This is a genomic window from Exiguobacterium sp. E17S, from assembly GCF_057772545.1.
This window is the reverse complement of the sequence record NZ_JBYLRU010000004.1, coordinates 120,901-137,520: the sequence shown is the minus strand read 5'-3', so window position 1 is coordinate 137,520 and position 16,620 is coordinate 120,901. Positions and strand designations below refer to the sequence as shown.

The 16,620-nt window shown below is 44.2% G+C and carries 17 protein-coding genes; 10 read left to right on the top strand and 7 right to left on the bottom strand.

Going from position 1 to position 16,620, the window contains the following annotated elements; all coding sequences use genetic code 11:
* Positions 1–2: 2 nt before the first annotated feature.
* Positions 3–1,187: a class I SAM-dependent rRNA methyltransferase gene (locus AC3B4V_RS13090; protein ID WP_406748684.1), complete on the bottom strand. Its 1,185-nt coding sequence runs from the start codon at positions 1,185–1,187 to the stop codon at positions 3–5.
* A gap of 196 nt (positions 1,188–1,383) precedes the next feature.
* Here AC3B4V_RS13090 and AC3B4V_RS13085 point away from each other — a divergent pair, with 196 nt between their 5' ends.
* Both AC3B4V_RS13085 and AC3B4V_RS13080 read left to right on the top strand, forming a co-directional pair.
* Positions 1,384–2,367 carry a DNA cytosine methyltransferase gene (locus AC3B4V_RS13085; RefSeq protein WP_488378663.1) on the top strand — a complete coding sequence of 328 codons (984 nt, stop codon included), beginning with the start codon at positions 1,384–1,386 and terminating at the stop codon, positions 2,365–2,367.
* On the top strand, positions 2,355–2,636 hold the full coding sequence (locus tag AC3B4V_RS13080) for a DNA cytosine methyltransferase (protein WP_488378662.1): 282 nt from the start codon (positions 2,355–2,357) through the stop codon (positions 2,634–2,636). The genes AC3B4V_RS13085 and AC3B4V_RS13080 overlap by 13 nt, the downstream gene beginning before the upstream one ends.
* A 44-nt stretch (positions 2,637–2,680) precedes the next feature.
* Here the strand turns inward: AC3B4V_RS13080 and AC3B4V_RS13075 are convergent, their stop codons facing one another.
* Positions 2,681–4,399: a hypothetical protein gene (locus AC3B4V_RS13075; RefSeq protein ID WP_488378661.1), complete on the bottom strand. Its 1,719-nt coding sequence runs from the start codon at positions 4,397–4,399 to the stop codon at positions 2,681–2,683.
* Between the two features lie 40 nt (positions 4,400–4,439).
* Between AC3B4V_RS13075 and AC3B4V_RS13070 the strand changes: the two genes are divergently transcribed.
* On the top strand, positions 4,440–5,258 hold the full coding sequence (locus tag AC3B4V_RS13070; RefSeq protein WP_488378660.1) for an HNH endonuclease: 819 nt from the start codon (positions 4,440–4,442) through the stop codon (positions 5,256–5,258).
* Between the two features lie 84 nt (positions 5,259–5,342).
* Here the strand turns inward: AC3B4V_RS13070 and AC3B4V_RS13065 are convergent, their stop codons facing one another.
* From AC3B4V_RS13065 to AC3B4V_RS13050, 4 genes are all read right to left on the bottom strand, one after another.
* Complete coding sequence (locus AC3B4V_RS13065) at positions 5,343–5,789, bottom strand: OsmC family protein (RefSeq protein WP_156323147.1); 447 nt, start codon at positions 5,787–5,789, stop codon at positions 5,343–5,345.
* Positions 5,790–5,869: 80 nt separating this feature from the next.
* On the bottom strand, positions 5,870–6,802 hold the full coding sequence (locus AC3B4V_RS13060) for an aldo/keto reductase (protein ID WP_133208435.1): 933 nt from the start codon (positions 6,800–6,802) through the stop codon (positions 5,870–5,872).
* 13 nt (positions 6,803–6,815) lie between these two features.
* Positions 6,816–7,706: an aldo/keto reductase gene (locus AC3B4V_RS13055; protein ID WP_311246981.1), complete on the bottom strand. Its 891-nt coding sequence runs from the start codon at positions 7,704–7,706 to the stop codon at positions 6,816–6,818.
* 87 nt (positions 7,707–7,793) lie between these two features.
* Positions 7,794–8,279: a cupin domain-containing protein gene (locus AC3B4V_RS13050; protein ID WP_023469764.1), complete on the bottom strand. Its 486-nt coding sequence runs from the start codon at positions 8,277–8,279 to the stop codon at positions 7,794–7,796.
* A gap of 156 nt (positions 8,280–8,435) precedes the next feature.
* Between AC3B4V_RS13050 and AC3B4V_RS13045 the strand changes: the two genes are divergently transcribed.
* The 3 genes from AC3B4V_RS13045 (at position 8,436) to AC3B4V_RS13035 (ending at position 11,270) form a co-directional block, all read left to right on the top strand.
* Complete coding sequence (locus AC3B4V_RS13045; RefSeq protein ID WP_029342949.1) at positions 8,436–8,717, top strand: putative quinol monooxygenase; 282 nt, start codon at positions 8,436–8,438, stop codon at positions 8,715–8,717.
* Between the two features lie 228 nt (positions 8,718–8,945).
* Positions 8,946–10,349, top strand: a complete 1,404-nt coding sequence (locus AC3B4V_RS13040) for a YfcC family protein (RefSeq protein WP_488378659.1) — start codon at positions 8,946–8,948, stop codon at positions 10,347–10,349.
* 99 nt (positions 10,350–10,448) lie between these two features.
* Positions 10,449–11,270: a DUF1028 domain-containing protein gene (locus AC3B4V_RS13035; protein WP_488378658.1), complete on the top strand. Its 822-nt coding sequence runs from the start codon at positions 10,449–10,451 to the stop codon at positions 11,268–11,270.
* Positions 11,271–11,311: 41 nt separating this feature from the next.
* Here the strand turns inward: AC3B4V_RS13035 and AC3B4V_RS13030 are convergent, their stop codons facing one another.
* A complete protein-coding gene (locus AC3B4V_RS13030) occupies positions 11,312–12,949 on the bottom strand; it encodes a glycosyl hydrolase family 28-related protein (protein WP_488378657.1) in 1,638 nt (545 codons plus the stop codon).
* Between the two features lie 141 nt (positions 12,950–13,090).
* Here AC3B4V_RS13030 and AC3B4V_RS13025 point away from each other — a divergent pair, with 141 nt between their 5' ends.
* From AC3B4V_RS13025 to AC3B4V_RS13010, 4 genes are all read left to right on the top strand, one after another.
* Positions 13,091–13,864, top strand: a complete 774-nt coding sequence (locus AC3B4V_RS13025) for a hypothetical protein (RefSeq protein ID WP_488378656.1) — start codon at positions 13,091–13,093, stop codon at positions 13,862–13,864.
* Between the two features lie 49 nt (positions 13,865–13,913).
* The gene (locus AC3B4V_RS13020) at positions 13,914–14,420 is read left to right on the top strand and encodes a hypothetical protein (RefSeq protein WP_214858886.1); all 507 of its coding nucleotides are present in this window, start codon (positions 13,914–13,916) and stop codon (positions 14,418–14,420) included.
* Positions 14,421–14,674: 254 nt separating this feature from the next.
* Positions 14,675–15,658 carry a YhdH/YhfP family quinone oxidoreductase gene (locus tag AC3B4V_RS13015; protein WP_214858840.1) on the top strand — a complete coding sequence of 328 codons (984 nt, stop codon included), beginning with the start codon at positions 14,675–14,677 and terminating at the stop codon, positions 15,656–15,658.
* 68 nt (positions 15,659–15,726) lie between these two features.
* Entirely contained in the window at positions 15,727–16,593 is an 867-nt protein-coding gene (locus AC3B4V_RS13010; protein WP_488378655.1) for an SH3 domain-containing protein, read from the top strand.
* Positions 16,594–16,620 lie beyond the last annotated feature (27 nt).

The window sequence follows — 16,620 nt, the reverse complement described above, 5'->3', positions numbered from 1 at the left end:
CATCATTTACGACGGACGAGAATGCTTTTTGGAGCGAGTTGTGGCATGGAAGGAGGAGTCGGGAAATCTTTCTGCTCCGGTTGCTCCCACACGACTTCGAATTTTTGACGCAACTTGTTGAATGCCTGCTCGACAGCTTTTTTCAATTGTGATGCATCAAGAGCAGGACTATCTGTCGTAATCGCAAGCAGTCCTCCACGATTCGTCAAATGAATGACTTTTTGGATCCAAAGGGCGAGATCCTGTTCCGTCCGAAACTGACGCGTCCGTGTATTGACTTGTACGGGCGGATGGAACAAGACGACGTCAAAACGAGTCTTCTTATCCGCTTGTTCGATGTAGTCGAACGCATCCTGAACTAAAATCTTCTGTTTTTCGGGAGTAAAACTGTTCAACATAAGATTATCTTTTGTCTTATTTCGACTACGTGTCGAGAAATCAACGCTTGTCGTTCGGGCAGCTTCACCATAAAGGGCAGCTACCGTTAACGTTCCTGTATCGGAAAAGAGGTTAAGTACGGTCTTTCGTTCGACGGAATCGAGAAGGATTCGGCGAAGTTCACGTTGGGCAATGTCAAAACCAGTCCGCATACCAGCATCCAAGTCATATTCATACAACACACCATATTCTTGTGCGACTTCAGGAAAATCGCCTCGTTCGCCTTTCAAAAAGTCGTCGCCTTTGACCGGTTGAAGATCGACGAGGAAGTCTCGTTTTTCATAAATGCTTCTATAATTCAGTAGTGATTCAAGAGCCTCAAGAATCAGTGGGCGGAATGTATAAATGCCTTCATTTTCGAATGTAATGAGGTAATGATGATCATAACAGTCAATCGTCAAACCACCAATGCCATCCCCTGCACCGTTAAAGATACGGAAGGCTTCTGAATACTCTTCAAAAAATTCATTTCGTTTGTCTAACGCTTTTTCAAAAAGTTGTTTGAAGAAGGCGACATCAATCGCTTCTTGCTCGTCCATTGAGAGAGTCCAACCGACACCTTTTTCCTGCTTGCCAAAATAACCGGTCGCGAGGTATTCTTTATGTTCTGTCATCAGATGAAGCAGTCCGCCTGCCTCTTTGACATGGTGCAAAGCTTCGAACATTTCCTTGCGTAAGGCGGGATACCCGCTTCGGATCGATTCAATCCATTCTGGTTTGACGACAACTGGATAAAGTTCACGGGGCATGTTAGTTTCCTCATTTCTACTTGTGGATAAGTGCCATAAGTATACCATAAATGGGGTTATCCACATGTGGATAACTGGTATATAAAAAAGACGATGTCTTTAAAATCAATTATTCTACGATTTAATCAGAATGCTGGCCTTTTAACGGATGCTCGCTTATAATAAAGGTAAGAGGATGTTGCCAGGAGGTAAACCTATGAAATTAAACGAGAGAGGACGAGCAAAATACCGTCCCTTGACTGAATATGAAGAGAACGATGTAAAAAATGTACTATTCGAAAAAATCCAGGAAGAAACAAACCGTATTTTTGAAACAGACGATACCGCTTTTTTTTCTGATATCAAACGCTCAACAAAAGCACATAGTGTAATTAGTCTGTTTTCTGGAGCGGGAGGATTAGATTTAGGATTAGAACTAGCTGGTCTTGTTAGTCTGTACGGAGAAGATGTCATTGAACGAGTCTTTCAATCAAAAGAAGCTTTTGAGAAGTTAATATCAAAAGGAAACGTAACAGAGACGATTTTTTCGAATGACATGTTTCGAGAATCTGCCGTCACATATAAGATGAACTTTTCGACAGAGGTCTTTCAAGACGGTCGAGATATACGGAAAATCAAACACTTTCCTGAATGTGATGTCATACTTGGTGGATTTCCTTGTCCTGGATTCAGTTCAGCGGGTCCACGCTTGATTGATGACGAGCGAAACTTTTTATATATCCATTTCATTCGAGCGATCATGCAAGCACGACCTAAAGTATTCGTCGCTGAAAACGTAAAAGGATTATTAACCTTAGGAAAAGGGGAAGTAGCGCGTCAAATCATTGAAGACTTTGCTGCAGCGGGATATGAAGTGAATTACCAACTGGTCAATGCTCGAGACTATGGGGTGCCACAACTTCGGGAACGTGTTTTTATCATCGGTGTACGAAAAGATGTTTCATTCAGATATACATTTCCAGAGCCTACTCATGGTCCTTTAGGAAAATTTCCTTACGTGACTTTAGAAGAGACGATTGCAGATTTACCGAAGGAACCAACTGATGTATACAGTGGTGGTTTTTCTCCGATGTATTTATCTCGTAATCGTAAAAAAAATGGACGGAGCAAGCCTTTACGATTCAAGCATCTGGTAGACAAGCACAATTGTGGCCAGGTGGAGAGGCAATGCAAAAAATAGGAAAAGATGAATGGAGCTTAGTGGGTTCCAATCGTCGTATGAGTGTTCGGGAATCGGCCCGTATCCAGACGTTTCCGGATTGGTTCGAATTTTACGATGGTGGCAATACGAAAACGCAGCTAAACAACCGGTTAGATAAACAGTATAAGCAAATTGGAAATGCTGTACCTGTACTCTTAGCGTTGCGTATTCTGCAACCCATCATAGACTGGTTGAAATCAGAGGAGTTAGTTGCAGAGCAATCAGAACAACAATTGAAGCTTTTTTAAACGTGAAACGGATCTGCTCTTTGATGAGTAGATCCGTTTTTTTATTATGAGACGGAACGTTCACATGACAATTTTAGGGACGACCATCCATGAGAAACACCAGCACTAAACTTAACTCGAAAGTTCAAGTATTCGTTACCGTTGGACCAAGTCAAGCGTGTCGTAGTCGATGAATGTTGAGACACATGAATATGCCCTCCGACTTCAATCGGTGGATGAATGGAGCACGTTAAACTTTGATAAAAAGAGACAATCGATAAGTTCGTTCCAATCATTTTTTTCAATCCAGAAACAAGAGACGTTTGTGAAGCGATGGAAAGGTGTCTTGTGATTTCGTTCGATACCTCAGAGAGGACTTCCTGACGTGAGATCAATCCGACCAAATACTTTTCTTTTATCCTTGCAATGAACTCCTGCATTTCGTCGAAAACATCAAAATATTGATAAGAAAGAATCGTACCAGCACCTGGATTTTTAATCGTCATGACAGAATTATGAGCTTTTAGTGCTTTTAAGGACAGGGGAAGCTCAATCAAGGTTTGTTCATGTCGAAGAGTGAGTAAGATGTCTGCTGTTTCTAATTTATTCGCGACATAGCTATCTGATACGAGTTGAACTTGTTCAATCTGAGACTTACCATATACATCTTTTAGGTATTGAAGTAATACGGAAGTTGTAACGTGAGCACTATCAATCAGTTGTTGCATTACGTTTGGTTCAAGATACGAATAGTAAGCTGTTAATGTCTGATGGACTTGAGTAGGATCGACTAAATGAATCGTTGGATCGTGTTTGATGAATTGATATAACGTAAGGACTTCATGACAGCGACCGATTGCATTACTTTTATTCGAATGAGTAAGTAATGTATGAGTATGTAGAGAATCTTCAAAAGCATTTAACCACTTTGCATTGAGTTGCTTCGTTTTTTGTTGAAATTGATTCGTTAGTTCACGAGTATGCGATAGTTTTGTCGCTAATTTAATGGAAGACGTCAAAGAAGACTCGAATTTGAATCGAAGTTCGAGCTCATAGTCATCAACTAAGATATGAATCGATGAATTGTTCTTTTTCAATAGATGTACGGATTCGAATGATTGTATTGTCTGTTGTTCTAGTTTGATCTCAGAGGTTTCTTCGATGAATATAATTTTATACTCTTCAATCATCGATAGATGCTTGAAACCTTTGAAAAAATCAAATTGATGCTCATTTAGACTCTTAAGAAGGAGCGAATAACAATGATCCCGAATACCTTCTAAGAATCGTCTACGATAGGCTTTAAGTATGGTCTCATCTAACTGCAATGCATGAATTGATTTTTTTAACGTTGCCTCTGATACATATAAATCGGTGATCCCATGGTGAAACGCAATATCTTGAAAAAGTTTAGAACGCGCCTGATCCAGTAATGCATTAAAGGTGTGTTGGGATTCCGTTAAACCAAAGTACTTATGTAAGAAAGATTTAGCACCAGGATTTTTAGGTTGAATCGTTGTATTTTTCTTAAGGAAAAATAAATGAATCGGATAAATGTGTTCGTCTTGATAAATATATAAATCAGCATGATGATCAGCACGTTTAAAATCGAATTTAGTTTTGACTTCACTCGTTTTTGGAAACTGGGTGAATAGAAATTGAGCAACGATTGTTGCGGGATGTTGTTCTTGTGAAAGAGATGATTGCTCTTGAATCAATTGTTCTAAATACATCGCAACATCTTTAGTATATTGGTCTCCTGATTTTTTCTGTTTTTTGATCATACATGCAATCCTCCAAATGAAACGAGAGTAGGGATAGATCTTGCAAAAAGATATTGTAGGTATAATGAAAAAGTTAACAAAAGAGTGGTTAAAATCGTTGTCTGATCAATATAATGTATCATTTAAATCAGAAAAGAATAAGCAAATTTTAAATGGAAAACGTATCGGAATAAGAGGAGCAACGGGTGGAATGTATGGCATCCGAGATACGAAAGTAACCGAATATGATTACCTTATTTTTTGTATTACCAATGAGGAAGAATTAGTCAGAATAAACGATATACAATTTGCATGGCTGAATCAAAATGAAGTAATAAACTTAAAAAAAGATCTTAACGGATCAGATAAATCATTTAAACTGGAAAAATTTCATCCCTTTATGACCTTTGATACTTTCGAAAGTAAATTTAAAGAATACTTTGCTTTTCCAACAGAGTACTATACAGACGAAAGTGAAGTACTTAACTCGCACATTGCTGAAAGTCTATTGGAGGATGAGCGTTATACAGAAGGGGAAAAGCGACTCGCCACGCATTACATAACAGAACGAAATGCAAAAGTAGTTAAAAAAGCAAAAGAACAGTTTGCAATTAAACACGCCGGACAATTATTCTGTGATATTTGTGAGATGAATTATGAGGAAGTTTATGGAGTTATCGGGAAAGGTTACATTGAAGCGCATCATAAAAATCAATTAAGTATAAGTGGCATAACAGATACTCAGATTGAAGACTTAGCTTTGTTATGTGCAAGTTGCCATCGAATAATTCATAAATTAATGAGACAAGATGAGAATGCCTCTTACGAGGTGCTAAAAAAGAAGATACAAGATTCATTGAAAAATCCTTATCAATATTGAATTTAGTAAAAAATACTCCTTTAACTGTGATTTAGAAAATACATAGTTAAAGGAGTATTTGATTTCTAATTGTTTAAAATTAACTTACACGCGCTCCACAACAGCCTCAAGCGATACTTTAACATTACCAGCTAGCGCCCGCGTAATCATACACGAACCTTCCGCTTTTTCAGCAAGACGTTGTGCCTTCTCCACATCACGATCCGACAGATCAGATGGCAATAAGAGTTTCGGACGATGAATGATCGCGTCGTATGTGAAGACACCGTTCGTGACATCGACGATGCCTTCAGATTCCATCGTTAACGAGACTTTTGGAATGTGACTACGCTCAAGCATCGCGGCAAGCGTGATGATATAGCACGTAGCAGCAGCCCCGAGTAACATCTCGTCTGGATTCGTACCAACCCCTGGACCATCCATGGCGTCCGGAATTGAGATTTTTGTTTTTAGTTCACCCGTCTCGATCTGACCGACATCATTGCGATTGCCCGGCCAGTCTGCGGTTAAATGAAAATGGTGCTTCATGATCAATCGCCTCCATGCCTCCATCATACGAAGTTTAGTATGATTTTTCGCCTATTCTGCTCATGTGCATAGGAAGAGACCGATTAGCTAAAAATTTGGTCGATTTTTTTGATATCCTCTTGCGACAACTGAACGTCTAACGTACGCAACGTATCCGTCACCTGATCTGGTCGTTTGGCACCAGGAATGATGGCATCGATGCCGTCCTGTGCCAAATACCACGCGAGTACGACGTGTGCGACTTCCGCATCGTGTGCTTCTGCGATCGGACGTAGTTGATCGACTTTTGCGAGATTTTGTTCGAAGACATCTTTTTGGAACAAGGGATCATTTTTTCGTAGATCATCAAACGTCGTCTCTTTCGTATATTTCCCTGCCAATAATCCAGCAGCGAGTGGGAAGTACGGGACGAAGGACATACCGTTCTCAACGATATACGGGAGTAATTCTTTTTCCGCATCCCGTTTGAATAGGTTGTATTCCCCTTGGTAGACGTCGACATGTCCGTCTTTGTTCGCTTCCTTCAGTTGTTCGAGTGAGAAATTCGAGACACCGATTGCGCGAATCTTTCCTTCTTTTTTCAGTTCTGCGAGTGCAGCGACGGCTTCATCCTTTGGTGTTGATTCATCCGGAAAATGAATGTAATACAAATCGATATAGTCTGTTTGAAGACGTTTTAAACTCTCTTCGACCGATTGACGGAGAAAGTCTGGTGAATTGTTCATGACGACATTTCCGTCAACGAACTGATGCGCACCTTTCGTCGCGAGGACGACATCTTCTCGAGCGACCGTGTCGTTCCAGACCTCACCGACGAGTTCCTCCGAACGTTCTGGTCCGTAGATGAAAGCTGTGTCGAGGAAATTGATTCCTTGCTTCAAAGCGACACGAACGAGATCGCGTCCGGCTTGCTCATCGAGATTCGGATATAAGTTGTGTCCACCGACAGCATTCGTACCGAGACCGATGGGGTGAACGAATAAGTTAGATTGACCGAGTTGAACATGTTTTGTCATGAAAATGACCTCCTTAAACGATATCGAGTGGTTCTTTTTTCGTTGGTGCTGGGAACGCTTGATCAAGTGCAGCGAGCTCTTCCTCTGTTAAATTCAGAAGCGCAGCGCGACCATTGGCTTCGACATGATGTGCCTGACCAGCCTTAGGAATCGCGATGACGTCACCTTCACGAATCGCCCATGCGAGTAGAATCTGTGCCGGTTCAACGCCATGTGTCTCAGCGAGTTCCTCGACGGTCGGATGATTCAGAAGTTGATCACGTAATGAACCACCTTCTGCTAGTGGGCAATACGCCATCACTGGTATACCATGCTCACGTAGTAACGGTAATAGTTCATACTCGATTCCGCGTGATCCAAGGTGATAGAGTACCTGATTGACAGCGCATTGATCACCATTTGGCAGTGCCAACAGTTCTTTCATGTCTGATACGTCAAAGTTAGACACACCCCAACGGCGAATCTTTCCTTCTTGTTTTAAAGCTTCCAGTCCTTCGACGGTTTCTTTCAGTGGAATGTCGCCACGCCAGTGCAGAAGGTACAAATCAAGGTAATCGGTACCAAGACGTTCAAGTGTGTTGGAACAAGCCTGCTTCAATGCTTTCCCACCAGCATGATGCGGATAGACTTTCGAAACGAGAAAGACTTCCTCTCGTCGATCTGCGATCGCGTCGCGAATCAATTCTTCAGAAGCACCTTCTCCGTACATCTCTGCCGTATCGATGAGTTCCATTCCGCTATCAAGACCGACACGGAGTGCTTCGATTTCTGCCTCGTGCTTCTCCGACTCTTCTCCCATCCGCCACGTACCTTGTCCGAGTGCCCGAACATGCGTCTGATCGGGAAACGTCACCGTTTTTTGCTTTAATGCAGCAAGTATCAACGTCTTTTCTGTTGCGTTCATCGTTCTTCCTCCTTTAGTAGAGAGACAATAGTAGGGTTTACCACGCGAACTCCGAACAAAAAACGTCTTCTTCAATAGAAGGAGACGTCACCAATGCTCAAACAAGGGACCGTGATCACCGAATACAGGATCTTGAGTTGGACGCATCACCTGACGAATACGTTGAAGATTTTCCGGGCGTTCACTTGTTTGACCTGTCAGCGTATCGTAATCTTGACCATCCGGATAGGCACCGATTACTCGAAAGTGTCGACTTGTATCAAGTGCTTTATGTCCCGTACCTGCAGGAAGTAAAAGAATATCTCCACTCGTCAAAGTGAAGGTCTTACCGAGCGGACCACCCAGCTGAACGGTTGCATGCCCTTCAAGAATCCCGATCACTTCATGAGCGATACTATGATAATGATGAAAGTCAAAAATCCCATCCACCCAGCTGTTACGCCAGTCATGTGCATGGAAGGTCTGTTCGATGTGTGATGGCTCTGCAAATGCGTGCCGATAAATCAACACGGGGAATGTCGGGTTGTTCGGAATGTGCCCGTCATCCTCAAAATAAAATACCTCAACGCGCATCTTCGTTGCTCCTTTCTCTGGTGTGGCACAAAGTAATAATTACATCTGTAATTACCCGTAATTAAATATCATCAATCGTCCGAGCATCTTTATGGCGTAACGAATTCGGAGGTGCTAAGATGCTTAAGTTAACGAAATTACAAAGGAGGCTTTCCGATGATCGCCATCGAAGCAAAATTAGAAGTACAACCCGCGAAACGAGAAGAATTTTTAGAAGCAACTAAAACACTAGTTGCAGGATCACGTGCTGAAGCAGGAAACATCAGCTATGACTTATTCCAAAGTACAGAAGACGAAAATGTCTTCATGATGATTGAAAAATGGGAAGACCAAGCTGCAATCGAAGCACACAACACGAGTGCTCATTTCGGACAATTCGTTGCGTTTGCACAAACGGCTCTTGCTAAACCATTAGACGTTCAATCGTTCCAAGCATAAATGTAAGAGAGTAACGAAATAAAAAAGGAGGATATCCTCGGTTTTATGACCGAGAATATCCTCCTTTTTTCGTTCAATGTGACCGTTTAGAACGTTCATTTTCAATTCAGATTTCATATAAGCATGTTTCACATTTCTTTTACAATCATATGACATTTCACTGAAAATGTTAGTTTTTCCCTGATTAGGGCATTATTCTTATAAAGACACAAAAAGGAGGCTTTTATCATGAATGAACGAACGAATGCACCAGAGTCGAAGCGATCATTCTTCAAGATGCCTCATACATATGCCATCATCATGGTGATTCTCGTCATTTCAGTCATCTTGACGTACACACTTCCAGCAGGACAATTCGATCGTGAAAAGCAAGACGGACAGACTGTCGTCATCGACGGTACATATCGCGCGGTAGAGTCTGCACCTGTCAATCTTTTTGGTTTATTTGAAGCAATCCCAAAAGGTATGGAAGCAGGTGCTGCGATCATCTTCTACATCTTTCTTGTCGGTGGTGTCTTCGGTATCATTCGTCAAACCGGCGCCATCGAGGCGGGGATCAATCAATTAATCCGTCGGTTTGGTCAAAAGGGGCACATCATGATTCCGATGACGATGTTCGTCTTTTCGATTGCCGGGGCGACGATCGGGATGGCAGAGGAGACAATCATCTTCGTGCCGATTGGGATCATGTTAGCGCGTGCCCTTGGATATGATGCGATGACAGGAGCCGCGATCGTCAGTCTAGGGGCGGCGGTTGGTTTTGCCGGCGGGATGTTGAATCCGTTTACGGTAGGTGTCGCTCAATCAATTGCGGAAGTACCGCTCTTTAGTGGTCTCGGGTATCGAACGGCTGTTTATATCGTATTTTTAGCAGTGACGATTCTTTATGTCATGAATTACGCACGGAAAGTCAAACATGATCCGGCGCGCAGTCTTGTTTATGATCTCGAACAACGTCGTTCGGAAGAAGCAGCGACGACGATTTCACGCTTTTCGAAACGTCATGCCTTCGTCTTACTTATTTTAATCGGTGGTATTACACTCAATGTGATCGGAATCTTCGAGTGGGGCTGGTATTTGACGGAATTAACCGCATCCTTCTTGATCATCGGGATGATTGCGGGAATCGTTACGCTTGGTGTGAACGGTACGTTCGAGAGTTTGATTGACGGCGCAAAAGCCGTGACGTTCGGCGCATTGATTGTTGGATTTGCTCGAGCAATCGTCGTCATTCTTGAAGAAGGACGTGTTATCGATACGGTCATTTACGGCTTATCGAATGCCGTAGGACATTTGCCGACGTTCTTTGCCGTCATCGGGATGTACGCCGTGCAATTGATTACGAACTTCTTCATTCCATCTGGGAGTGGACAAGCGGCGACGACGATGCCCATCATGGCACCATTGTCGGATTTACTCGGGATCGAGCGTCAAGTGGCTGTCTTGGCATTCCAATATGGGGATGGATTGACGAACATGATTTTCCCGACGAGCGCACATTTGATGGCGTTTCTCGCGATTGCAGGCATTCCGTATGAGCAATGGTTACGCTTCGTTTGGAAACTCTTCGCGATTTGGATTGCCTTGGCATGTGCCGCCCTACTACTTGCCGTAACACTCGGTATTCAATGAAGTCGACCTTCCGGACATCTGTCTGGAAGGTTTTTCAGTTGCAGGAATCGGGAAGCGTTATCACGAACGGAATAGGTAATGACTAAAGGGGGAACTGAAGTGACATATTCAATCGTTGGGTATTGTGAAAAAGAACAAGCATGGGGCGTTGCCGTTCAGTCGAAGTTTTTAGCCGTCGGGAGCGCTGTTCCATTTGCGAAGGCGGGAGTAGGTGCTGTAGCGACACAATCATTTGCAAACACGACGTATGGCCCTGAAGGATTACGAATGATCGAACAAGGTGCTTCAGCGGACGAAGTGTTGCGTCGATTGACGGAAGCAGATGAAGGACGAGCGGATCGTCAAGTGGGAATCATTGATGCGAATGGCAAGAGTGCGACATTCACGGGAGAGGGATGTAACGACTGGGCAGGCGGTATTGCCGGGAAACACTTTGCAGCGCAAGGGAATATTCTTGTAGACGGTAACACGGTAAAAGAGATGGCACGTGTCTTTGAATCAACACAAGGTCCGCTCGCAGAACGTTTATTGCGTGCGTTAGCAGCTGGTCAAGCAGCAGGCGGGGATTCACGCGGAATGCAATCAGCGGCACTCCTCGTCGTCAAGGAGGGTGGCGGATACGGTGGATTCAACGACCGATATATTGATTTACGCGTTGACGATCATCCGAGTCCGATTGAAGAGCTCGAACGCATCTATCAACTGCATACACTTTATTTGCAACCGAGTAAGCCGGAAGAAATCAAGCCAATCGATGATGCCTTAGAGTCAGAGTTGATGGATAAATTATTAGTGCTCGGCTACCGGGGTGATTTCGAAGACGCATTCCGGACGTATCTGCATACGGAAAACTTCGAGATGCGCGAACAAGCGGATCGTTCGATTGATACACGTGTTCTCGCGTATATTCGAGCACAATGAAAAAATGACAGGATGGACCGCGGTCCATCCTGTCATTTTTTTCATACTTGTGTCGACTGGGCGCGAATCGGTACTTTGAATCCGGTCGCGATGAACCGTTCCATTTCCGGTTCCGATTTAGCGTTTAAGCCAACTGTTCCGTCTCCTTTTAATGCCACGTTCGTTAGCTTGACACGCGTGATGTCTGGACCGATCGTAATCCCGTGTTTGGCGGAATCCTCAATGCGGATATCACGAAGGCGTACGTCTTCAGCCCCATTTTCTCCCCCAAAGATTTGGATGTCCGTTTTCGCTTGTCGGAATCCGCTCATCTTCAACTGACTGATCGTGACGTTCCGTGCCTTATATTGAATCCCGATCATCGGTTGTTCTTGATAGTCATAATACGGATCACCGAGCACCGTAAAATCATGTATGACGACATTACGATAAGCGGAAACGACGAGCGCACGCGGTTTTGAATTCGCATAGAGTTCTGTATATTTAGGAGTCTGAGCAATCAAACGCGTTGCTATGATATTATAAGCCGTCTGAGACGTCGGATCAGTCGCTTGATGGTGACCGATGTGTCGGAAGTTAAACGCGCGATGATCATCAATCGATAGGTGTCCGACGATTTTGACGGTCGAGGCAGCAGAAGAGGTTGCATGTGCCTTAATTTCGAGTCCACCGAAACAACGACTTGTTGCGTTATTGAACAACCAGACGTCGCGTGATCCATCATCGACTTCGATTCCGTTTGAATTGGAGAAGCCTTCTGCATGGGCACGTCCACTTGGGTCATGCATGAAACAGTTCGAGATGAAGAGGTGATCGCTATGATGCGTCGTGATCCCGTCATCTCCGAATCCGTAACCAGTCAATCCATCGAACCAGATGAATGAACTACTTAAATTTGCTCGAGCTCCATCTCCGTTGTAATTGTAATATGGTGTCGAGATATCAAAACAGTGAAGTCCCGGGTTGACGGCCTCGACATCAAAGACCCAGCCATAGGTGACATGCGCATATGTGAGACAACTGGAGTGGTTCCCCCATGTGCTACTTTTTTTCGCGTCACCGATGCGTTTAATGTTCCAATCGAGCGTCATTTTCTCGACGAGGAGATGATGATTACCGAGAAGATAATTTTGATTCGTCACGAGACGTCGTCCTTTTGGTGCCTCATCGTGCATCTTTATAATCGTTTTCCCTTTACCGGCTCCCGTTAAAATCGTGTAACTAGGCAAACGAATCCCCCGAACGACGTACGTACCGGGTGGGACATGGACTTGTCGATGTCCATCACCGAGTGCGTCGATGAACGCTTGTGTATCATCCGTCTGTCCATCACCGACTGCGCCAAAAGCAGTAACATCGACAGTTTCGACATCGCTGATCAAACGTTCGAACTCATGATTGAGACGACCGAACCAACTTGGTCGAATCTCATCGCGTGGTGTAACGAAAGCTGGTGTCAGCGGTAGAATATGTTTATCACGGTTCGTCAAAAATAATGGCGAGATCATCGAACGAAGCGTTCGACTGAGATTAGGATTGCGTCGTGGTGCGACGAATGGACTATCGTGTAGCAGTTGTTCCGCTTGTCGAACTGCTTGTTCGTTGGTTGACGTTTCAACGTATTCTTGAATCAACGCCGCATTTTGATACGGATCATGCGTGTGATCGAGTTTTAACATGAAATGGTTCCCCTCTCTGAATAGGTCTGTCTACCTTTTCCCCTCTCCTTACACAAACATTCCTCGTTTTAATACATCCATAAAAATACACAAAAATTTTTTAAATGGATTATAATGGATTTTAAAAGAGGAGGTCTTCTGATGTCACTTCGCAAACGACTCGTAATTGGTATCGGATTGATTTTGCTGCTATTAGGGATCGGTAAGCCACTGACAGAAGCGGCTGTTCAAGCAATGAAGCCAAAAGCGGTTCAGCCGTCTGGAATCGAAACAAATAGATCGTGTAAACCGAACTGCAAGAAAAAAGGCGAATTGTTAAACATTCGATTTCTTTCATGGTTACCTAAAAAGAAAATGAAGAATGATGAAGATTTACGTGCTTGGGATACGAAGGAAAAGCCGAAGAAGCAGAAAGACCTCAAACCGAAAAAGAAAAAGAATAAGATCTTCACTATAGGAGTTGAAAATGCTAAGCGAGGTACGAATGAAAAAGGGGGATCTTCCTCATCGATCTTACTGATGAGCCTGCTTGTTTTACCTCTATTCATCATAAGCTATATCGTTTGGCGGAAACGTCGAAAGACCAAGAAACAGGGTGAGGACTCGATCAGAACTGACACCCCGTTACAGTCCTTAGACAACGACTTTGTTATAAAAAAGAACTCGATCGAGCTACCAGATGCCTGGATTCGCAAACAGCTTATCCAGTTCAATCAGATTCTCCCGGTCCGTTTACAGCGACATGATACAGAGACGTTTCAGGAATGGTGCCTGCGAATTGGATTTCAACCTTCCCATCGCTTAACAAAAGCCTATCTTCTAGAACGATACACAGAACGATCTTTTGCGATATCGGAGATGGATAAACAAACGATTCAGGGAGAATTCGGAGCCTTCGTCCATCAGTTCGATTGAAACCTTTTGAACAAGATGACGTAAATGAAACAGGAAAGGGGAGATGATGATGTACCTAGCAGATGCTGTGAAATTAAAGAGTATTTTGAGGAAACAACTCGATCAGCTAATCGAAGAAATGGAGCGCGTAGCGTTCATTGATTTAGAAAAGGGAGAAGCACTCCCGACGCAACAAGGACGAACGATAACTGACGTAGAAGCCGCAATGGACATTGTGCGTTACGACATGCGGGTCTTAGATCGTCTCGTTTATGCAGCGAATTTAAACACCGTGATCGCGACGGATGAAGGAGACATGCCGCTCGTCGAAGCGATCGAGTGGGCTACCCAATTACGGGCAAAGGCACAAAATTACCAGATGCTTGCGAGTCGACCGAAACGTGAGTTTCAATACGGATTCGAAGGAACGACGGTCATTCGTCATGCCTTGTTTGATCCAGATGCCTATCGTTTAAAAGCGGAGGAAGTGGAACGACGAGCACACAAAGTATCGAATGCAATCAATGCCGCGAACTACCAGACGACGATCGATTTTGATGGTGGACGTTACATGTAATTCCTTGGCGTGGTGAGACTCCGCGTCAAGGGGAGGGGACGGACCTCAATTTTCCTCTGTGGAGAAGAAATGGCGACGGCAAACCGATGACCACGAACCATTGACAGATTGACCTGTTACCTTTGACCACCTATGGAACCCTGATGCTTTTTCCGTCCCCGCTCCCTGTCGTTTCTTTGAGAAACGGCAGGGATTTTTAGTGTGTCGATGGAAACAACAGGGTATAGAGAAGCACAAGCGAAAGGAGAGAGATCATGGAACACACTTTTTCAGCATTCGTCGTTCGCGAAGTCGATGGATCATACGAGGGGAATATCGAGACAAAGCACGTCGATGATTTACCAGAAGGAGATATCCTGATTCGTGTCACACACTCATGCGTCAACTATAAGGATGCTTTATCGATGTCGGGTAATCGTGGGGTGACGAAATCCTATCCGCATACCCCGGGCGTTGACGCAGCAGGATACATCGAACAAACGACAGATGAACGATTTCATATCGGTCAAGCCGTCGTCGTCAATGGCTTTGATTTCGGGATGAACACTTCAGGCGGATTTCAAGAATACATACGCGTACCAGCCGATTGGGTGACGCTACTCCCAGAATCCATTCGTCCATTAGAAGCGATGCAATATGGAACGGCCGGATTGACGGCAGCGCAATCGGTTGATGAATTGTTGCGAATCGTCTCGAAGGATGCAGGACCGATCCTCGTGACGGGAGCGACAGGTGGGGTTGGTACGATTGCGATTTCTTTACTGATTCGATTAGGATACACGGTACATGCTGTGACCGGAAAACGAGTAGAACAAGAACGATTGCTCAAAAAAGGGGTGGCTAAGGTACTAGACCGCACGACATTCCTAGAAGAAACCGATCGTCCTCTAAAAAAAGGGCTTTATGCCGGTGTCATTGATACGGTCGGGGGACCATTGCTCGCGTCCGTCATTCGCTTCGTGCAATATGGTGGTGTCGTCACGACGTGTGGGAACGTCGGTGGGGCAGAAATGACGTTGACAGTCTATCCCTTCATCTTACGTGGTGTCCGCTTGATCGGCATCGATGCGGTGCAAACACCAATCGCCTATCGCGAAGAGCTATGGCAACGTTTAGCGAGTGACTGGCAGGTCGATCTTGCGTCAGAAGTCGATATCAAAACACTAAACGATTTACCTGAAATTACAGAAGCCTTGCTGACTTCACGTCATCGTGGTCGAACTGTCATCGAAATTTAAATATTTCGAGTAAACATTGGTGGTATAGTGGGGAAAAACTGTGTCGACTTTTTCAGGAGGAACCATACATGAGTGAACACCAACAAGAACAAGAACGACAGTCTCGACAAGAAAGACGGAAACAAAAACGCAATCGTCGAGGGATTGCTTTCGGAGGTATTTTAGCAACGCTTTTCATCGTCGGTGGTTGGTTATATATGTTGACGAATAACGACGCCTCTCAAGCGACATCCACACTTGAAAAACCGAAAACGACCGATCAAGCAACACAAAACGAGGAGTCGAAGAAGGAAACAGCAACAACGGATGATAAAAAAGAAGCGAAAAAAGAAAAGAAGAAAGCAAAGAAAAAAGCAGCAGAGTATGCGCAAGCGGCTTGGGTGACACGTCCGTTCGCGAACGTTTACAGTGATGCGAATCGGAGTAGTGTCATCTACAAAGCAGATTTAGGTGATGTTTATGAGGTACTGGATGCGAAGGACGGCATGGTCCATCTCAAACTCAATGACAGCATCGAAGGATACTTACCGGAAAGTGATGTTCGTTTGGAAGCACCAAAAGGGACATCAGACGAAGCCGTTCTTGCGGCGCTTTCGCAAGCAGTCGCTAATCAACCGATTGACAAGCCGGAGCAGTATCTCGGAAAACCGATTGCTGAATTCGAAGCGAAGTATGGTGCTGTTGGTAATACACAACAGGATGCCGTCAATACGTATTACTTCTCGAATGCTGGATATCTGCTTGTCGTCTCGGATGGAATCATTGAAGCGATTGACTGGACGAATGCTTCGACTGGTGGATTATCGACACTGGGTGAACCCGTCGTCGATACGAGCTATGGTACGTGGTACGAGGGAGAATCCTTACAACTAAAAGTGTTCCCGGATAACGGAAAGATGCGTTTACGTCTTGCGCGTGATCCTGGACAAGAATGAATGAACGGCGGATTCGCTTCAAGCGAA